This is a genomic window from Pseudoxanthomonas sp. JC1303, from assembly GCF_058448525.1.
Genome location: NZ_CP185958.1, coordinates 2,286,882 through 2,303,505, shown reverse-complemented (window position 1 = coordinate 2,303,505; position 16,624 = coordinate 2,286,882). Strand labels below are relative to the sequence as shown.

Genomic DNA, 16,624 nt, shown 5'->3' with positions numbered 1-16,624 from the left:
ACCATCGTCTCCGAAGACTCACGCACCATCGCGCGGCCGCCATGATGCCCCCGCCTGCGTGAGTCGGGGGTATGCAAACGATGACCCGAGATGGCCGCGTCGAGCGGGCTAGTCGCGGACCAGGGTGACGTAGGCACCGCTGCCGAGGATCTGGAAGGTTTCGTTGTCCACGCGGCGCACCGGACTGCCATCGTCCAACGCATAGCGATCGCGGGGATGGCCGGAAGCGGCCTGCTCGACGTCGGCAGGCAGGATGCGCACGCGGCGACGCTCGCCGGTGCTGTCCTGCGCGAGGAAATAGCGAGATTCCATCGAAGTGTCCCTCCCAGGAGCACGTGGTCCGGGGAGCTTGGAACCGCAGGCGTTAAGACCATCTGCAGACGGTGCGATGCCCATGCCGGCCACGCGCGGTCAACAAAAAAAGCCGACCTGCGAGGTCGGCTCTGGCGCATGTCCGGTGGATGCGGATCAGGGCTCGGATGCGGGCTCGCTGGTCGACTTAGGCGGTGCGGGCGCGTCCACGGGCGTGGCGGGCGCGGTACTGGTCGGCGCCGGGACGATGGTCCCCGCAGACGGGGTTTCGGCCGGCATCGGGATGGTTTCGCCCACCGGCTGCGGCTGCAGCGGCTCTGGCGCGGGCGGAGGCGGCTGGACCGGCTTGGGCGCGGCCGGCGCCGGCTTCTTGACCTGCGGCGGCAGATAGCGGTCGACCAGCTTGAAGAACGAGCGGTAGAAATTGGGATCTTGCACGGTCAGGCTGGCCACGCGCACCAGCGAGTCATCGGTGCTGCCGAACGGCAGCGACAGCGAGCCCAGCGCGGTGCCCACGCTGGCAGAGGTATTGGACTTGCGCAGGTTGTAACGATCCTGCGTGGCACTGGCGAAGACCCAGGATTCGCCCGAGGCCTGGCCCACGCAGGACACGCGGATGGCGACCTGTTCGTGGACTTCCGGCTCGGGCTGGAAATTCTTGTTGGCTTCCACCGTGGAGGCATCCGAGCGGCTGACCACGTAGCCCTGGCTGAGCAGCGCCCGGCGCGAGGCCTCGCAGACCTGGTCGGGGGAGCGGTCGAAGGTGCGCGAATAGGTCCCGTCCGAATCGAAGGTCTCGGTCGCCAGCATCTCGCCGCGGTTGGAAAAGGGCATATGACCGCAGGCGGTCAGCAGCAGAGCGGCAGTCAAGGGTGCAAGGCGCAGCACGATTCGTCGCATGGGGGCTGGCAGGACAGGTGCGGAAAACCCCCGAAGCATACCCTTGTCCGACGTAAACGGTTTCACCTCGGCGCACACTTCGCTCAGTCGGCGTTGGGACTGGCCCTGCGCGGGCACCGAACGCCGCACGGGCCCATCACGGCAGCGGGCCTAGGCTCGATGCCTTCCTGAGCAACCCGCGAGGCAAGCACATGCAGGCTTTGATCACCGGCGGCAGCGGCTTCATCGGCCAGGCGCTGTGCCCTGCCCTGTTGGCTGCCGGCTGGCAGGTCTCGGTGGTCAGTCGCGACACGCGCGAGGCGGCGCGGCGCCTGCCCGGGGCGGTGCGCCTGCTGGCCGACATCGAAGGCGCTGGCGGTGCCGATGCCGTCATCAACCTGGCCGGCGCGCCGCTGGCCGGTCGGCGCTGGACCGAGGACTACAAGCACACCCTGCGCGAATCCCGCCTGCGCACCACCGAGTCGGTCCTGGCCTGGATGGAGGGCCTCACCGTGCGCCCCGGCGTCCTGATCTCCGGCTCGGCCATCGGCTACTACGGCCCGCGCGATGACACGCCCCTGCCCGAGACCGCAGCGGCGGGCCAGGACTTCGGCGCGCATCTGGCCGCCGACTGGGAGGCGGCGGCCCTGCCCGCCCACGACCTGGGGGTGCGCACCGTCCCGCTGCGCACCGGTGTGGTGCTGGGCGACGGCGGCGGCGCGCTGCAGCAGTTGCTCACGCCGTATCGCATGGGGCTGGGCGGGCCGATCGGCGATGGCCAGCAGTGGTTCAGCTGGATCCATCGCGACGACCTGGTGCGCATGATCCTGTGGCTGCTGACTGAGGACACCGTGGACGGGCCGGTCAACGGTACCGCCCCCGAACCGGTGCGGCAGAAGGATTTCGCCGGTGCGCTCGGTCGAGCCTTGCACCGTCCGGCGGTGTTGCCCACACCAGGGTTCGCGCTCAAGGCGGCCTTCGGCGAGATGGGGCAGATGCTCATCGACGGCCAGCGGGTCATCCCGGCGCGGGCGCAGGGCCAGGGGTTCCAGTTCCTGTATCCGGATATCGAAACAGCCCTGGCGCAGATCCTGGAGACGCAGGCCTAGGCCGTCAGCCAGCGGCCGGCACGGCCAAACGCGCGCGCAATTGCTGCGCGCGCGCGGTGATCGCGGCCCGGCGGGTGTCGTCCAGCCGCTCCAGGCTGCGCCACTGCAGCGCCGCGCGCGGGTGCCGCGCGAAACGCGCCTCATGGCGCAACAGGAAATCCCAATACAGCGTGGTGAATGGACAGGCCGTCTCGCCCACCGCCTCACCCGGGTCGTAGCGACAGCCGACGCAGTAGTTGGACATGCGCTGGATGTAGCGCCCGGAAGCCGCGTACGGCTTGGACACCATCACCCCACCGTCGGCGAACTGGCTCATGCCCAGGGTGTTGGGCAACTCGACCCATTCAACCGCATCGACATACACGGCCAGGTACCACGCGTGGATCTGCGCCGGCTCCACCCCCAGCATCAGGGCGAAGCTGCCGGTCACCATCAGCCGCTGGATGTGGTGGGCGTAACCCAGCTGCAGGGTCTGTCCCAGCGCCTGGCGCAGGCAGGCCATGTGGGTGCGGCCATCCCAGTAGAACGCCGGCAGCGGCTGGCGCGCCTGCAGCACGTTGTCGGCGGCAAACCCCGGCATCCGCAGCCAGTAGACGCCCCGTACGAATTCGCGCCAACCGATGACCTGGCGCACGAAGCCCTCCACCGCCTCGATCGGCGCACGCCCTTCGCGCCAGGCCTGCACCGCGGCGCTCACGACCATGCGCGGCGAGAGCAACTTGAGGTTCATCGCGGCCGAGAGCAGCGCGTGATACAGCCATGGCTGGTCGGTCCACATCGCGTCTTGGTAACGGCCAAAGGACGGCAGGCGCAGGGCGATGAAATCCTCCAGCGCCGCGCGTGCCTGGGCTGGGGTCAGGACCCAGTCGAACCGCGTCAGGTCGCCTGGCCGATCGGCAAAGCGGTCCTGGACCAGGGCAATCACCTCGCGGGTCAGCGCATCGGGCGGGAACGCCGCCGGTAGCGGCAGGTCCTGCGGACCGTCCTTGCCGAAATGGCCGCGATTGTCGGCATCGAAGTTCCAGCGCCCGGTCACCGGCTGCTCGCCGTCCATCAGCACGCCTTCGCGGCGGCGGATCCAGCGGTAGAAATGCTCCATGCGCAATTCGCGACGGCCGCGCGCCCAATCGGCGAATTCCTCCGGTGCGCAGTAGAAATGCAGATCGGGCCGCTCCACCCAGCGGCTGCCGGCGGCATTCACCACCTTGGGCAGGGACTGCGCCAGGCGCCACTCGCCGGGGCGTACCGCGATCACCTTCTCCGGCTGCAGTTCGGCCAGGTCATGGGCGAGCGCGTCTTCCAGCGTGGCATGCGCATGCTGGTCCAGCGCGCCGTATTGCACCGGCCAGCCACGCGCGCGCAACGCATCGCGGAAATGGCGCATCGCCGCCAGGAAGACGGTGATGCGCGGCTGCGTGCTCCACACATGCGAGGCCTCGTGCGCGACCTCGGCCATCCACACCGCATCGCGCGCCGGATCGAAGCCCTCGAACGCTGCCGAGTCCTCGTCGAGCTGGTCGCCCAGCACGACAATCAGGTTGCGCACCGCCATCGCTGGCCCGTTGCTCAGTCGCCGGCGGGAGCGGTGGGATGCACCACCGCAGCGTCCTGTTCGACGGCCATCAGCGCCAGCGAGCGCCCCACGGCCGTCCATTGCGCGCCGGCCGGGACCGCGCGCTCGGCGTGGCGTTCGGCGGTATCGATCTGCACACGCCAGTGCTCACCCTCCACGACGGGCAGCTGGAACACCACCTCGTCCGGGCTGGCGTTGAGCAGCATGAGCAGGGTGACGTTGGCACCGACCTCGCGCAGGCCGCTGGCCGGGGTGCGGCCGTCCACGCGCATCATCAGCGCGCGGGCGATCGGGTTGTGCCAGTCCTCCTCGGTCATTTCCTCGCCAGTGGGCGAGAGCCAGGTGACGTCCTTGATGCCCAGTTCCTCGTCGAAGATGCCATCGAAGAACCGCGAGCGATGCAGCAGCGGATAGCGCCGGCGCAGCGCGGTCAGGCGCTGCACGAACCGGGTCAGGGCCTGGCCGTCGGGCTGGGCCGCCAGCTCCCAGTCCAGCCAGCTCAGCTCGTTGTCCTGGCAATAGGCGTTGTTGTTGCCGTGCTGGGTGCGGCCGAACTCATCGCCGGCCTGCAGCATCGGCGTGCCCTGTGACAGCAGCAGCGTGGCCAGCAGGTTGCGCTGCTGGCGCGCGCGCAGGGCCACGATGCCGGGATCCTCGGTGGGCCCCTCGGCACCATGGTTGTAGGAGATGTTGTTGTCGGTGCCGTCGCGGTTGTCCTCGCCGTTGGCCTCGTTGTGCTTGTGGTTGTAGCTGACCAGGTCGGCCAGGGTGAAGCCATCGTGCGCGGTGATGAAGTTCACCGACGACGCCGGGCGGCGGCCGCCGCGGTTGAACAGGTCGGCGCTGCCGGTGATGCGCGTGGCCAGCTCGGAGAGCTTGCCTTCATCGCCGCGCCAGAACGCGCGCACGTTGTCGCGGAACTTGTCGTTCCACTCGCTCCAGCCCGGAGGGAAGCCGCCCACCTGATAGCCACCAGGGCCCACGTCCCAGGGCTCGGCGATCAGCTTGACCTGGCTGAGCAGCGGGTCCTGCCGGCAGGCATCCAGGAAACTGCCGGAGGGATCGAAGCCATGACGCTCGCGCCCCAGGATGGTGGCCAGGTCGAAGCGAAACCCGTCCACGTGCATTTCCGAGACCCAGTAGCGCAGCGAGTCCATCACCATGCGCAGGGCGCCGGCGTTGGTCAGATCGAAGGTGTTCCCGGTCCCGGTATCGTTGATGTAGTAACGACGGTCATCGGCCAGGCGGTAATAGCTGGCGTTGTCGATGCCCTTGAACGACAGCGTCGGGCCCAGCTCGTTGCCCTCGGCGGTGTGGTTGTAGACCACGTCCAGGATCACCTCCAGGCCGCCATGGTGCAGGCGCGCCACCATCTGCTTGAACTCGGAGATGGACGAGGTGGCCATGTAGCGCGCATGCGGGGCGAAGAAGCCCAGCGTGTTGTAGCCCCAGTAGTTGGACAGCTCCTGCTCGAGCAGGTGCTGGTCGTCGATGAAGGCGTGAATCGGCAGCAGTTCCACCGCGCTCACGCCCAGCCCGCGGATGTAATCCACCAGCGCGTCGGTCTTCAGCCCGGAGAACGTCCCGCGCACGCTCTTGGGCACCTCCGGGTGGTTCATGCTCAGCCCGCGCACATGGGCCTCGTAGATCATCGAGCGGTACCAGGGGGTCTGCAGGCGCTTGTCCGCGCCCCAGGTGAAGGCCGGGTCGATCACCGCGCACTTGGGCATGTAGGCGGCGCTATCGCGACGATCGAAGGACAGGTCGCCGTCCTTGTGCCCGATGGTGTAGCCGAACAGATGCGGCGCCCATTTGAGCTCGCCGACGATCTGCTTGGCGTAGGGGTCCAACAGCAGCTTGTTGGGGTTGAACCGGTGCCCGGCTTCGGGCGCGTAAGGGCCGTGCACGCGATAGCCATAGAGCTGACCGGGACGTGCGTCGGGCAGATAGCCGTGGAAGATCTCGTTGGTGTACTCCGGCAGCGCGATGCGCTCGATCTCGCGGCCGCGTTCGTCGAACAGGCACAGCTCTACCCTGGTGGCGTTGGCCGAATACAGCGCGAAGTTGACCCCTAGCCCATCCCAGGTGGCGCCGAGCGGAAACGGCCGCCCCTCGCGGATGCGGGAGCGACGCTGCAGGCGACGCGGCGTCGGTGTGGGACGAGGGGGACGGCGACCAGAAGCACTCAAGGGGCAGGATCCTTGGAATTGGGACGAAACGGATGGACCTCACCGCCCTGTTCGGCGGCACGCAGTTCTGCGTCGACCAGGCGCTCGGCCATCGCCCAGTGGCGGGCCGATTGCCCATCGGGTCGGCCCTCGGCCTCCCAGATCTCGTGGGCCAGCTGTTCGATGCGTTGCCTGCGCGTATTGGGATCCATGGCCAGGTCAGTGATAGGTGGCCAGCACGGCCACGGGGGAATGGGCAAACAACTCGGTCAATGCCACCTGCCCGCCGCTGACCGTCAGCACGCGGTCGTCGGGCAGGTGCCGGTAGCGGCCGTCGGGCAGCGCCAGCGAGCCGCCCTGCCAGCAGCTTGCCGGCAGCAGGGGGAGCGCAGCGTCGAGACAGGAGGCGGCCAGGCCGCGCGGCACGGCGACCACCAGCGTGGCCTCACCGTACTGGCGGCGGAAGGCCAGCACCTGGCCGGCCGGCAGGCCTTCGATCAGGACCGGACGGTAATCACCGCGGGCGAACAGCTCGGGCAATTCCGCGCGAAGCTGCAGCAGCCGCGCGATCAGACGCGCCTTGACCTGGCCACTGCGCCAGCCGGTGAGCAGCGCCGACCACGGCGTGGTGTCGTCGAGCCAGCGCTGGCGCAGGGCGAAATCCACCGGCCGGCGGTTGTCCGGGTCCACCAGCGACAGGTCCCAGTCTTCGGTGCCCTGGTACAGGTCGGGCACGCCAGGGGTGGTCAGTCGCAGGGTGGCCTGGGCCAGGCCGTTGATCGCACCGGCCGCGCCCAGCGCCTGGGCGGCGGCATGCAGGGCCGCGCGCAGCGGCGCCCCCTTGTCTTCGCACAGCGCGGTCTCCAGCAGCGCGCGCGCGGCGGCTTCGTAGCCCGCGTCCGGCTCGGTCCAGGTACTGCGCAGCTTGGCCTCGCGCAATGCCTTGGTCTGCCAGGCGGCCAGGCGCTCGGCATAGGCCGTCAGGCCCGCCTGATCGTCGAGAGCCAGGGCCAGCGGCCAGGCCGCCACCACCATTTGCCACAGCATCAGCGCATCGCCGGCACTGGGGCCGCCCGCATGTGGCGCCCGTCCCAGGTCCGCGGCCAGGCCAGTCAGCCGCTCCACCTGATCGGCCCACCACTGGGGCAGGCTGGACAGCACGGCCAGGCGCATGCGCACGTCCTCGCCCCGCTTGTGGTCATGGGTCGCGGTGGCCAGCAGCATGCGCTGGCCGGCGGCCACGCGCACCAGGCAGGCCTGGTGAAACGCATGCGGATCCACGGCCAGATGGGTGGGATGGGAGCCCACCTCGTTGCGCGAGAGCAGCACGCCATGCCGATAAAAGGCGGTGTCCTCCACCGACTTGGCGTTGAGCGGGGCAGACAACTGCTCGATGCGTCGGCGCAGCACCCGGCGCAGGCTGCGCTGCACCGTTGGGGTCTCCGGCATGTCGCGCATCCACTCGCACAGGGCGTCGATCGCGGCCTGCACCTGCGGCTTGGCGGTGGCCCGGGCCTGGGCGGCGGCCTGGGCGAACAGCGCCCGGTCCGGCGCGTCCAGGCCGTCGTGCCCGGCGTAGGTGCGGTAGACCGGGAAGCGGCGCATCACCGCGCTCAGCGCCCCGCCCAGCATCTGCGGACTGAAGGCGCGGCAGGCCAAGTCCAGATGCGCAGCCGCCACCGCCGCCTGCAGGGCGCGGGTGAACTCTGCCTGCAGCGGTCCATCGAGGATCTCGCCGCGCGCCTGGAATTCCTCCTGCGCGAAATCGCCGCTGCGGCCACTGGCCGTGCGCCACAGCGCGCGCAGCGGCGCCTCGCCATCGGCGTCGTGCAGCACGCCCGACACCTGGTCCATGAAGTCGTAGCCGGTGGTGCCCTGCACCGGCCAGTCACGCGGCAGGCGCTCGCCCGGGGCGAGGATCTTCTCGACCAGCAGCACGATCTTGCCCGGCCGCAGACCACGCTTGCGCCCGGCCTTGTCCACGTGGCTGCGCAGGCGCCGCAGGTAGCCGCGCGGGTCGGCCAGGCCATCGACGTGATCCAGGCGCAGGCCGTCGATCACGCCATCGGCGATCAGCCGCAGCGGCAAGGCGTGGACCGCGGCGAACACCTCGGGCCGCTCCACCCGGATGGCCGCCAGCGAGGTGATATCGAAGAACCGCCGGTAGTTGACCATGTCGTTGCCGACCCGCCACCAGACCAAACGGTAGGGCTGGCGTTCGAGCAGGCGATGCAGGGTCTGCTCGCCGCGGGCGCTGCCCTGGCTGATGCGCCAGGCCCAGTCGCGGCGCTGGTCCGGGTCGGCCGGCACCGGCATGCCATCCATGCGCACCGGGAAGCGGCTGTCGTGGTGTTCCAGGCGCAACTCGCCGGCCGCGTCGACCTCGAGCTTCAAGGCCCCGTCGGTCAGCGCCTGGGCATAGGGGCGATCCAGCACCGGCAACCACAGCTTGCCGTCGTGCCCGGGACTGCGCCAGTCGATATCGAACCAGTCCGCATGGCGGCTGCGGCGCCCGTGGCGCAGCACGTCCCACCACCACGGATTGGAGGCATGGGCCGCCATGTGGTTGGGCACGATGTCCAGCAGCAGACTCATCTGGTGTGCCTGGACGGCCGCGTGGAGCGCCATCAGGGCGTCCTCGCCGCCCAGTTCGGGATTGACCGTGCCCGGATCGGTGACGTCGTAGCCGTGGGTGGAGCCCTGCACCGCCGTGCCGATCGGCGACAGATACAGATGGCTGATGCCCAGACGCGCGTAGTAAGGCACCTGCGCGGCGGCATCGCGCAGAGTGAAGCCGGCATGGAGTTGCAGCCTGGCGGTGGCGCGCAGGTTGGTCATGGCGCGGCGTCCCGTGCCGCAGCGAAGTTCTCCAGCGCGGTTTCCAGCGCCGTTGCCGGCAAGGGTTCGGGCAGGCGGCGGCGCCAGTTGGGATGGCCCTCGACGATGCCTGGCAGGTTGGGCTGCTCCTCCAGGCCCAGGGCATCCTCGGCCGGCAGCAGGGCCAGCGGCGCAGGCGCATGGGCCACAAAGGCGCACCAGCCGCCCAGGTCCGTCCCGTCGCCGCCGTCGGCCTGCACCTGGGTGGACAGCGCGGCGACCTCGGCCTCGCGCTGCGCGCCCTCGGCCGCACGATCGACCTGTCCGCCGGCGCCCAGGCGCTGGCGCCAGTCCAGGTCACGGCCGATCCGCCAGCCGGCCAGGGTCGGCAGATCGTGGGTGGTGGTGGTGGCCACCGCCGAGTTGCGCCAGCGCGACGGTGGCAGGAACGCACCGTCGCGATCGCGGGTGAACATCAGCACGTCGATGCCCAGCACGCCGCGCTTGGCCAGTTCCTCGCGCAGGCCGTCTGGCACCACGCCCAGGTCCTCGCCGATGACGATGCAGCGATGACGCCAGGACTCCAGCGCCAGCAGCCGCAGCATGTCCTGGAAGGGATAGCCCAGGTAGACGCCGTCGCCGGCGCTGCCCCCTTCGGGCAGCACCCACAGCCGCAGCAAGCCCAGGATGTGGTCGATGCGGACCCCGCCGCGCCCCCGCATCACTGCCCGCAGCAAGGCAATGAACGGCGCGAACCCGCTGGCGCGCAGCCCGGTCGGCGAGTAGCTGCCGATGCCCCAGGCCTGGCCGTCGGCGTTGAAGGCGTCCGGCGGCGCGCCGAGGACCAAACCGGGCAGCACCGCCTCGGGCCAGGCGGCCGCTTCGGCGCCATGCGGGTCGAAGCCCACCGCCAGGTCGCTGATCAGGCCGATACGCATGCCCGCCGCGCGCGCGGCCTGCTGCACGCCGGTCCAGCTGCGCGCAGCCAGCCACTGGGCGAACAGCTGCAGCCCGGGATCCGCGTCGCCGGCCTCGCGCGCGGCGAAGGCAGCATGCTGGGCCAGCGCCGGTCCACCATCCTCGATGAAGGCCTGCAGGTCGCGCCACTGCGGGGCGTCCGGTCCGAAGCCGGCATGCAGCGCGCGCAGCCAGGCCCACTTGGCCTGCGCCCCGGCCTCCCAATCGACCCACGGCCCGGCATGCAGGTCCGCGAATCGCGTCTCCAGGCCGGCCTGGCGCAGGGCGGCGGCCGCCGCGTCCTGGCCCAGCACCATCGCCGGCGCGGCATGCAAGGGATCGAAGAAGCGCCGGTCGCTTGGCGAATAAGGACTGTAGTAACGCCCCACCGGACGCGCGGCATGCACCGGGCTCAGGGCCAGGGCATCGCCGCCAGCCGTGGCCACCGCCGCGGCCCAGTCGGCCGCGCCTTGCGCATCGCCGATGGAGGCATCCCACACGCTGGAAGCCGAATACACCTGCAGGCCCACCCCCCACGCACGCGAATGGGACACCTTGCAGGCATCGGCCACCGACCAGCAGCGCCCCGGCGCCACGGCGACCTGCAACGCACTGGCCGCATCGCCGCCGATCTCCAGCCGGTAGTAACCGGGTAGGCGCACCTGCGCGGTCTGGCCTTGCGCGTCCAGGCGCCCTTCCTGCGCGTGGCCCTCGGCATCGACCAGCCGATAGCGGGTGCCGGCGGCGGCGCCGACCTGGATGGGCATTCCCGCCAAGGCCGTCACCAGCACTGGCGCCTGGGCCAGCGCGGCCAGGCGGTGCTGGCTGTCCTCGCGCTGGGCCGGCGTCGCACAGGGATAGCCCATGGCCTCCAGCGCCGCGCGCAGCGTATCCGGCGCGACCGTGCGGGGACGACTCGCCACATCGACCCAGTCCGGCTGCAGGCCGGCCGCGCGCGCCAGGGTGTCCAGGGAGGGCGGACTCATGACGCCGCATCCCGTAGCCAGGCGCGCAGGCTGTCGGGGGCCAGCATCGTCGCGTGCGCGGTGCTGTTCTGCGCATGCAGCAGCTCGCCCGCCGGCGGCGGCGCCGAAACGGCAACGCGGCCGAAGTTCATCTCAACCTGCAGCACCTGCGCCCCGAGTTGCCAGCTGGCGCGGATCGCGCCCGGCGCGAGCACCTCGGCTCCCAGCGCGCGGGCAGCGTCCAGGTGCGGGACCAGTCGCTCGGCGCGCACCCGCAGCAGGGCGGTGAACCAGGCGGCGAACTCCGCTCCTTCACCCTGTTCGGCGGCTGCGATATCGCAGCGCGATGCGGCAAAGGTGGACGCTGCATTCGGATCCGGGATGGCCGCGCGCGCCTCAGGATCGGCAAAGGCGGCGAAGTGCGCGAACTCGCGGCGCCGTCCTTCGCGCACCGCTTCGTCCAGCGGCGGTGCGTAGTCGGTGAAGAACAGGAACGGCTCGCGCGCGCCCCATGGCTCCCCCATGAAGAACAGCGGGATCATCGGCGTCAGCGTGGCCAGCGCGAGCGCCGCACGCAGCGCTGGTGGCGAGATCAGTGTGGACAGACGATCACCCTTGGCGCGGTTGCCGATCTGGTCGTGGTTCTGCGCGAACACCACGAACTTGGTCGGCGGCAGGTGCCCGGACGGCTCGCCGCGCCGGTGCCCGCGATGGTCGGCCTGGCCCTGGTAGGCAAAGCCTTCGGCCAGCACCCGCGCCAGGTGCGCGCTGGGATCGTCGGCAAAGCCGGCGTAGTAGCCCTCCTCCTCGCCGGTGAGCAGCACGTGCAGCGCGTTGTGGAAGTCATCGTCCCATTGCGCGGTGAAGCCATCGGCCAGGCGAAAGGCCTGGTTGAACTCGTTTTCCAGGACCAGATGCACGTGGCGCTGCGGCGGCAGGCTGGCCACCACCGTCTGGCGCAAGGTCTCCAGGAAGTCGTTGGGCACGATGGCGTGCACCGCATCCAGGCGCAGTCCGTCGAAGCGGTACTCGTGCAGCCACATCAGCGCGTTGTCCAGGTAGTAGCGCTGCACGGCGGGCTGGTTGAAATCGATCGCCGGCCCCCATGGCGTGGGCGCCTGCGCGTTGAAGAATCCTTCGGCGTATTGGTGCAGGTAGTTCCCGTCCGGCCCGAAGTGGTTGTAGACCGCATCGAGGAACACCATCAGGCCGTGCCCGTGCGCCGCATCGATCAAGGCCTTGAGTTCGTCCGGCGTGCCATAGGCCGCGGCCGGCGCATAGGGGAGCACACCGTCATAGCCCCAGTTGCGCTGCCCGGGGAAGGCGTTGAGCGGCATCAGTTCGATGGCGGTAATGCCTAGCGCGGCCAGCTTCGGCAGCTGCGCCTGCACCCCGGCATAGCCGCCACAGGTGCCGACGTGCAATTCATAGAGCACCGCTTCGCGCCAGGGCCGCCCACACCAATCGGCGTGCCGCCAGGCATAGGCCTCTGGATCGACCACCACGCTATGACCATGGACACCGTCGGGCTGCCAGCGCGAGGCCGGATCCGGCACGGGCTCGCGCCCGTCGATGCAATAGCGATAGCGCGTGCCCGGCGGTGCGTCGAGCGTGGCGTCGAAGCTGCCATCGTCGCGGCGCTCCAGCGGGTGCCGGCCCGCGTCGTCCAGCTCCAGCACCACCTCGGCGGCATCCGGCGCCCACAGGCGGAAACGGGTGCGTCCATCCCGGCCCGGCGCCGCGCCCCACCACGGTTCGCCGGCCTGTCCCCCGGGCGCGGCCATCAATCCGCCTTCAGCCAGATGGTGGCCAAGGGCGGCAGGGTCAATGCCAGGGACTGCGCGTGCCCATGCATCGGCACCGCTTGGCTGTCCACCGCACCGGCATTGCCAACGTTGGAACCGCCGTAGTGGCCGCTGTCGGTGTTGAGGATCTCGCGCCACTGGCCTGCCCGCGGCACGCCCACGCGGTAGCCATAGCGCGGCATCGGGGTGAAGTTGCTGACCGCGAGCACTGGCGCCGCGCCAGTGTCGCGATCGTGGCGCACGAAGGCGAACACGCTGTTGGCGTGATCATCGCCCACCGACCACTCGAAACCTTCGGGCATGTGGTCGTTGCGGTAGAGCGCCGGTTGCTCCTTGAGCCGGGCATTGAGGTCGGAAACCAGCTGGGCCAAGCCGTGATGCTCATGCACCCGCATCAGCGGCCAGTCCAGCTGCGCATCATGGTTCCACTCGTCCCACTGGCCGAACTCACCGCCCATGAACAGCAGCTTGCGTCCCGGGTGCGCCCACATGAAGCCGAAGTACGCGCGCAGGTTGGCCAGCTTCTGCCAGGTGTCGCCCGGCATCTTGGTCAGCAGCGAGCCCTTGCCGTGGACGACCTCGTCATGCGACAGCGGCAGCATGAAGCGCTCCGAGAACGCATAGACCATGCCGAAGGTCATCTCGCTATGGTGGTGCTTGCGATGCACCGGATCACGCTTCATGTACTCCAGCGTGTCGTGCATCCAGCCCATGTTCCACTTGTGGGTGAAACCCAGCCCTCCCAGCTCCGGCGGCAGGGTGACCCCGCCCCAGGCGGTGGATTCCTCGGCGATCATCATCACGCCCGGAAAGCGCCGGCCGACCTCGCTGTTGAGGCGCTTGATGAATTCCACCGCCTCCAGGTTCTCGCGCCCGCCATGCCGGTTGGGCACCCACTCGCCCTCGGCGCGGCTGTAGTCGCGGTAGAGCATCGAGGCCACCGCATCCACGCGCAGCCCATCGATGTGGTAGCGCTCGATCCACTCCAGCGCGCTGCCCACCAGATAGGCCGAGACCTCGTGGCGGCCGTAGTTGTAAATCAGCGTGTTCCAGTCCTTGTGGAAGCCTTCCCTGGGGTCGGCATGCTCGTAGAGCGAGGTGCCGTCGAAGCGCTCCAGGCCATGCTCGTCGTTGGGAAAATGCGCGCTGACCCAATCCAGCACCACACCGATGCCGGCGTTGTGGCAGGCATCGACGAAGCGGGCGAAGCCTTCCGGCGAGCCGTAGCGCGCGGTTGGGGCATACATGCCCAGCGGCTGGTAACCCCACGAGCCTCCGAAGGGATACTCGGTGATGGGCAGCAGCTCGATGTGGGTGAAACCCAGCCACTGCACGTAGGGGATGAGCTCGCGCGCCAGCCCGTCCCAGTCCAGTGGCTGGCCATCGCTGCCCCAACGCCAGGAGCCGGCGTGCACCTCGTAGACGGCCATCGGCTCGGGCGTGGTCGCGCGCGCCGCACGCTGCGCCATCCACTCCACGTCGGTCCAGGCAAAGGCCTCGGCCTGCGGCACCACCGAGGCGGTGGCCGGCGGCAGCTCGCATTGACGCGCCATCGGATCGGCCTTGTGCGGCAGGCGGGTGCCATCGCCAGCGGTGATTTCATATTTGTAACGGGCCCCGGCGCCCAGGCCGGGAATGAACAACTCCCACACGCCCCCGGCATGGCGCAGGCGCATGGGATTGCGCCGCCCGTCCCAGCCGTTGAACTCGCCCACCAGCGAGACCCGCTGCGCATTGGGCGCCCACACCGCAAACCGCACGCCCTCCACGCCTTCATGCACCATGCGGTGCGCGCCCAGCGCCTGTCGCGCGCACTCGCCGTCTCCATTGACCAGCCCATGCAGCCAGGCCTCTTCGAGCACCGGACCGAAGGCGTACGGGTCATCCATTTCCTGCATGGCCGAAGGCCACGCGATGCGCAGCCGGTAGCGCATTGCGGTCCCCAGTTCGGCCTCGAACAGCCCGGCCGGGTCCAGACAGCGCGTCAAGGCCACGACCTTGCCGTGCTCGTTGAGCAGCGCCATGGCCTCGGCGCCCTGGGCCATCGCACGCACCCGGACCTTTCCTTCGGGGGTCGCATGCGGCCCCAACAGCGCGAACGGATCGCCACCGTGACCATGCAGCAGCGCTTCAAGCCGGGGATCCAGGCACGTTTCCACACGCTCCTCGCCCGTCTCGCTCTCTCCGTCGCTCTTGCGCATTGCCTGCTTGGCCGACATCCGTTCGCTCATGCCAATGCCGTGGTCCGATCGTAGAGCGCCAGGTACTTGCTGCCGGCCAGGTCCCAGCCGCTGGGGCGCAGCATGGCCGCGCGCCGCATCGCATGCATCAAGCCCGGCAGCCGGAAGGTACGGAAGGCGCGCGCCAGGCACCGACGCAGCGCATCGGCGGACGGATCCTGGAACAGGAATCCGGTGACGCCGTCGTCCACCGTATCGATGAGGCCGCCGGTCGCGTGGGCGATGGGCAGGCTGCCAAAGCGCTGGGCGTACATCTGGCTCAGGCCGCAGGGCTCGAAGCGCGAGGGCATCAGCAGGAAGTCCGATCCGGCGAACATGCGCCGGGCCAACTGCTCCTCGAAGCCGATGTAGGCCCCGATGTGACCCGGGTAGCGCCGGGTCAGCATCCCCACCGCCTGCTCGATCTGCGGCTCACCGCCGCCGATGATGACGATCTGCCCGCCGGCCGCCACGATCTGGGGCGCCACCTCGCAGATCAGGTCCAGACCCTTCTGGTGGACCAGGCGCGAAACCACCGCAAAAAGCGGCCCGTTGCGCTCCGGCAGACCGAAGTCACGTCGGACCTGGCGCGCATTGGCATTGCGCCCGGCCCAGTCGTTGACGCTGAAATGCGCCTGCAGATGGCGGTCGGTCCGCGGATCCCAGCTGGCGTCGATCCCATTGAGGATTCCGGTCAGGCCACCGGTCGCCGCGCGCCGCGCGAGCAATCGGTCCAGGCCGCAGCCCATCGCCGGCAGGGTGATTTGCGCCGCGTAACTGACGCTCACCGTATTCACATGCACGGCATGGACGATGCCCCCGCGCAGGAAGGACATCTGTCCATAGAACTCCAGGTCGCCGCGGCCTTCCTCGGGAATGCCCAACAACGGGGCCACCGCATGCGGGAACAGGCCCTGGTAGGCCAGGTTGTGAATGGTCAGCAGGCACGGCGTCTTGCCGCCGGACCACTTCACGTACGCCGAGGCCATCGCACAGGGCCAGTCGTTGAGATGCAGCAGGTCCGGGGTCCAGTCCATGCCGGCGCGCCCGCCAGCGATCTCCGCCGCCGCCCGCGACAGGGTGGCGAACCGGATCGCGTTGTCTTCCCATTCCGCGCCCAGGCTGGTGACGTAGGGCGAACCCTCACGCTCGAACAGCTCCGGGCACAGCAGCACATAGACCGGCAGACCGTCGGCCTGGCGGGTATAGCCCACCTTGCAGGCAGGCAGCGCGGCGTGCGCGCCGATGTGCCCGACGATCTCCAGCTTGCCGGCCCTGGCCAGGACCGCGCGATAGCCGGGGATCAACACCCGCGCGTCGTAGCGGCTGCGCAACGCGCGCGGCAGCGCGGCGGCGACATCGCCCAGACCGCCGGCCTTGATGAAATCGGCCATCTCCGAGGTGACGAACAATGCGGTGCGCCGGGCCACCGTGCCGACCCGCAGCGTATCCGGATCGTTCGCCGCCCCGGGAATGAAGCGCCCACGCGCATCGCGATGCCGGGAGCGGTGACCGCGCGCAGGCACGGCCGGCACGCTGTCCGGCAGCGGGCTAGAAACGGGAGACATCGCAGACGCGACCATGGGGGAAATCCGTCGAAATCTGAAGGGGGAAGGACGGAACAGCACGAGCCAAAACAGCGCGGAGCACAAACCGCCGCCATGGCGCGAAACCAGGCGACGTGACGCGAAGAGAATTGGACGGCGCGGCCATGAGGGGCCGGAGGACGTCCGCGATTGAATCTACGAACGCCCCAATAAAAGGGATGTGAAACGTCTACCTCAATCTCATGACATCACGCAAGCCTTGTCCGCCTGGGT

General features: G+C 69.6%; 11 protein-coding genes. 1 reads left to right on the top strand and 10 read right to left on the bottom strand.

All coding sequences use genetic code 11. From position 1 onward, the window contains the following. Nucleotides 1-108: 108 nt before the first annotated feature. Both ACORQU_RS10095 and ACORQU_RS10090 read right to left on the bottom strand, forming a co-directional pair. On the bottom strand, nucleotides 109-312 hold the full coding sequence (locus ACORQU_RS10095; protein WP_491641045.1) for a hypothetical protein: 204 nt from the start codon (nucleotides 310-312) through the stop codon (nucleotides 109-111). Nucleotides 313-468: 156 nt separating this feature from the next. Further along, nucleotides 469-1,146: a DUF2242 domain-containing protein gene (locus ACORQU_RS10090; RefSeq protein WP_491641044.1), complete on the bottom strand. Its 678-nt coding sequence runs from the start codon at nucleotides 1,144-1,146 to the stop codon at nucleotides 469-471. Nucleotides 1,147-1,403: 257 nt separating this feature from the next. On the opposite strand from ACORQU_RS10090, the gene ACORQU_RS10085 reads away from it, so the two are divergent. After that, the gene (locus ACORQU_RS10085) at nucleotides 1,404-2,300 is read left to right on the top strand and encodes a TIGR01777 family oxidoreductase (protein WP_491641042.1); all 897 of its coding nucleotides are present in this window, start codon (nucleotides 1,404-1,406) and stop codon (nucleotides 2,298-2,300) included. 4 nt (nucleotides 2,301-2,304) lie between these two features. Here the strand turns inward: ACORQU_RS10085 and ACORQU_RS10080 are convergent, their stop codons facing one another. The 8 genes from ACORQU_RS10080 to glgA are packed head-to-tail and all read right to left on the bottom strand — an operon-like array spanning nucleotide 2,305 to nucleotide 16,372. Then, the gene (locus ACORQU_RS10080; protein ID WP_491641040.1) at nucleotides 2,305-3,852 is read right to left on the bottom strand and encodes a cryptochrome/photolyase family protein; all 1,548 of its coding nucleotides are present in this window, start codon (nucleotides 3,850-3,852) and stop codon (nucleotides 2,305-2,307) included. A gap of 14 nt (nucleotides 3,853-3,866) precedes the next feature. Next, the gene (gene glgX / locus ACORQU_RS10075; protein ID WP_491645056.1) at nucleotides 3,867-6,011 is read right to left on the bottom strand and encodes a glycogen debranching protein GlgX; all 2,145 of its coding nucleotides are present in this window, start codon (nucleotides 6,009-6,011) and stop codon (nucleotides 3,867-3,869) included. 47 nt (nucleotides 6,012-6,058) lie between these two features. Beyond that, the gene (locus ACORQU_RS10070) at nucleotides 6,059-6,253 is read right to left on the bottom strand and encodes a DUF2934 domain-containing protein (RefSeq protein WP_271647399.1); all 195 of its coding nucleotides are present in this window, start codon (nucleotides 6,251-6,253) and stop codon (nucleotides 6,059-6,061) included. A gap of 7 nt (nucleotides 6,254-6,260) precedes the next feature. After that, on the bottom strand, nucleotides 6,261-8,879 hold the full coding sequence (treY, locus tag ACORQU_RS10065) for a malto-oligosyltrehalose synthase (protein ID WP_491641039.1): 2,619 nt from the start codon (nucleotides 8,877-8,879) through the stop codon (nucleotides 6,261-6,263). Then, nucleotides 8,876-10,801, bottom strand: a complete 1,926-nt coding sequence (locus ACORQU_RS10060) for a 4-alpha-glucanotransferase (RefSeq protein WP_491641038.1) — start codon at nucleotides 10,799-10,801, stop codon at nucleotides 8,876-8,878. Before ACORQU_RS10060 ends, treY begins: the two co-directional genes overlap by 4 nt. Further along, complete coding sequence (treZ, locus tag ACORQU_RS10055) at nucleotides 10,798-12,564, bottom strand: malto-oligosyltrehalose trehalohydrolase (protein WP_491641037.1); 1,767 nt, start codon at nucleotides 12,562-12,564, stop codon at nucleotides 10,798-10,800. Before treZ ends, ACORQU_RS10060 begins: the two co-directional genes overlap by 4 nt. Further along, entirely contained in the window at nucleotides 12,564-14,816 is a 2,253-nt protein-coding gene (gene glgB / locus ACORQU_RS10050) for a 1,4-alpha-glucan branching protein GlgB (protein ID WP_491641036.1), read from the bottom strand. The genes treZ and glgB overlap by 1 nt, the downstream gene beginning before the upstream one ends. Beyond that, on the bottom strand, nucleotides 14,813-16,372 hold the full coding sequence (gene glgA / locus ACORQU_RS10045; protein ID WP_491641035.1) for a glycogen synthase GlgA: 1,560 nt from the start codon (nucleotides 16,370-16,372) through the stop codon (nucleotides 14,813-14,815). The genes glgB and glgA overlap by 4 nt, the downstream gene beginning before the upstream one ends. Nucleotides 16,373-16,624: the final 252 nt, after the last annotated feature.

Excerpts from the sequence above, each read along its gene's own strand:
- ACORQU_RS10095 (WP_491641045.1), bottom strand. The coding sequence starts at position 312 with ATGGAATCTCGCTATTTCCTCGCGCAGGACAGCACCGGCGAGCGTCGC.
- ACORQU_RS10090 (WP_491641044.1), bottom strand. The coding sequence starts at position 1,146 with ATGCCCTTTTCCAACCGCGGCGAGATGCTGGCGACCGAGACCTTCGAT.
- ACORQU_RS10085 (WP_491641042.1), top strand. The coding sequence starts at position 1,404 with ATGCAGGCTTTGATCACCGGCGGCAGCGGCTTCATCGGCCAGGCGCTG.
- ACORQU_RS10080 (WP_491641040.1), bottom strand. The coding sequence starts at position 3,852 with ATGGCGGTGCGCAACCTGATTGTCGTGCTGGGCGACCAGCTCGACGAG.
- ACORQU_RS10070 (WP_271647399.1), bottom strand. The coding sequence starts at position 6,253 with ATGGATCCCAATACGCGCAGGCAACGCATCGAACAGCTGGCCCACGAG.
- treY (WP_491641039.1), bottom strand. The coding sequence starts at position 8,879 with ATGACCAACCTGCGCGCCACCGCCAGGCTGCAACTCCATGCCGGCTTC.
- ACORQU_RS10060 (WP_491641038.1), bottom strand. The coding sequence starts at position 10,801 with ATGAGTCCGCCCTCCCTGGACACCCTGGCGCGCGCGGCCGGCCTGCAG.
- treZ (WP_491641037.1), bottom strand. The coding sequence starts at position 12,564 with ATGGCCGCGCCCGGGGGACAGGCCGGCGAACCGTGGTGGGGCGCGGCG.
- glgB (WP_491641036.1), bottom strand. The coding sequence starts at position 14,816 with ATGAGCGAACGGATGTCGGCCAAGCAGGCAATGCGCAAGAGCGACGGA.
- glgA (WP_491641035.1), bottom strand. The coding sequence starts at position 16,372 with ATGTCTCCCGTTTCTAGCCCGCTGCCGGACAGCGTGCCGGCCGTGCCT.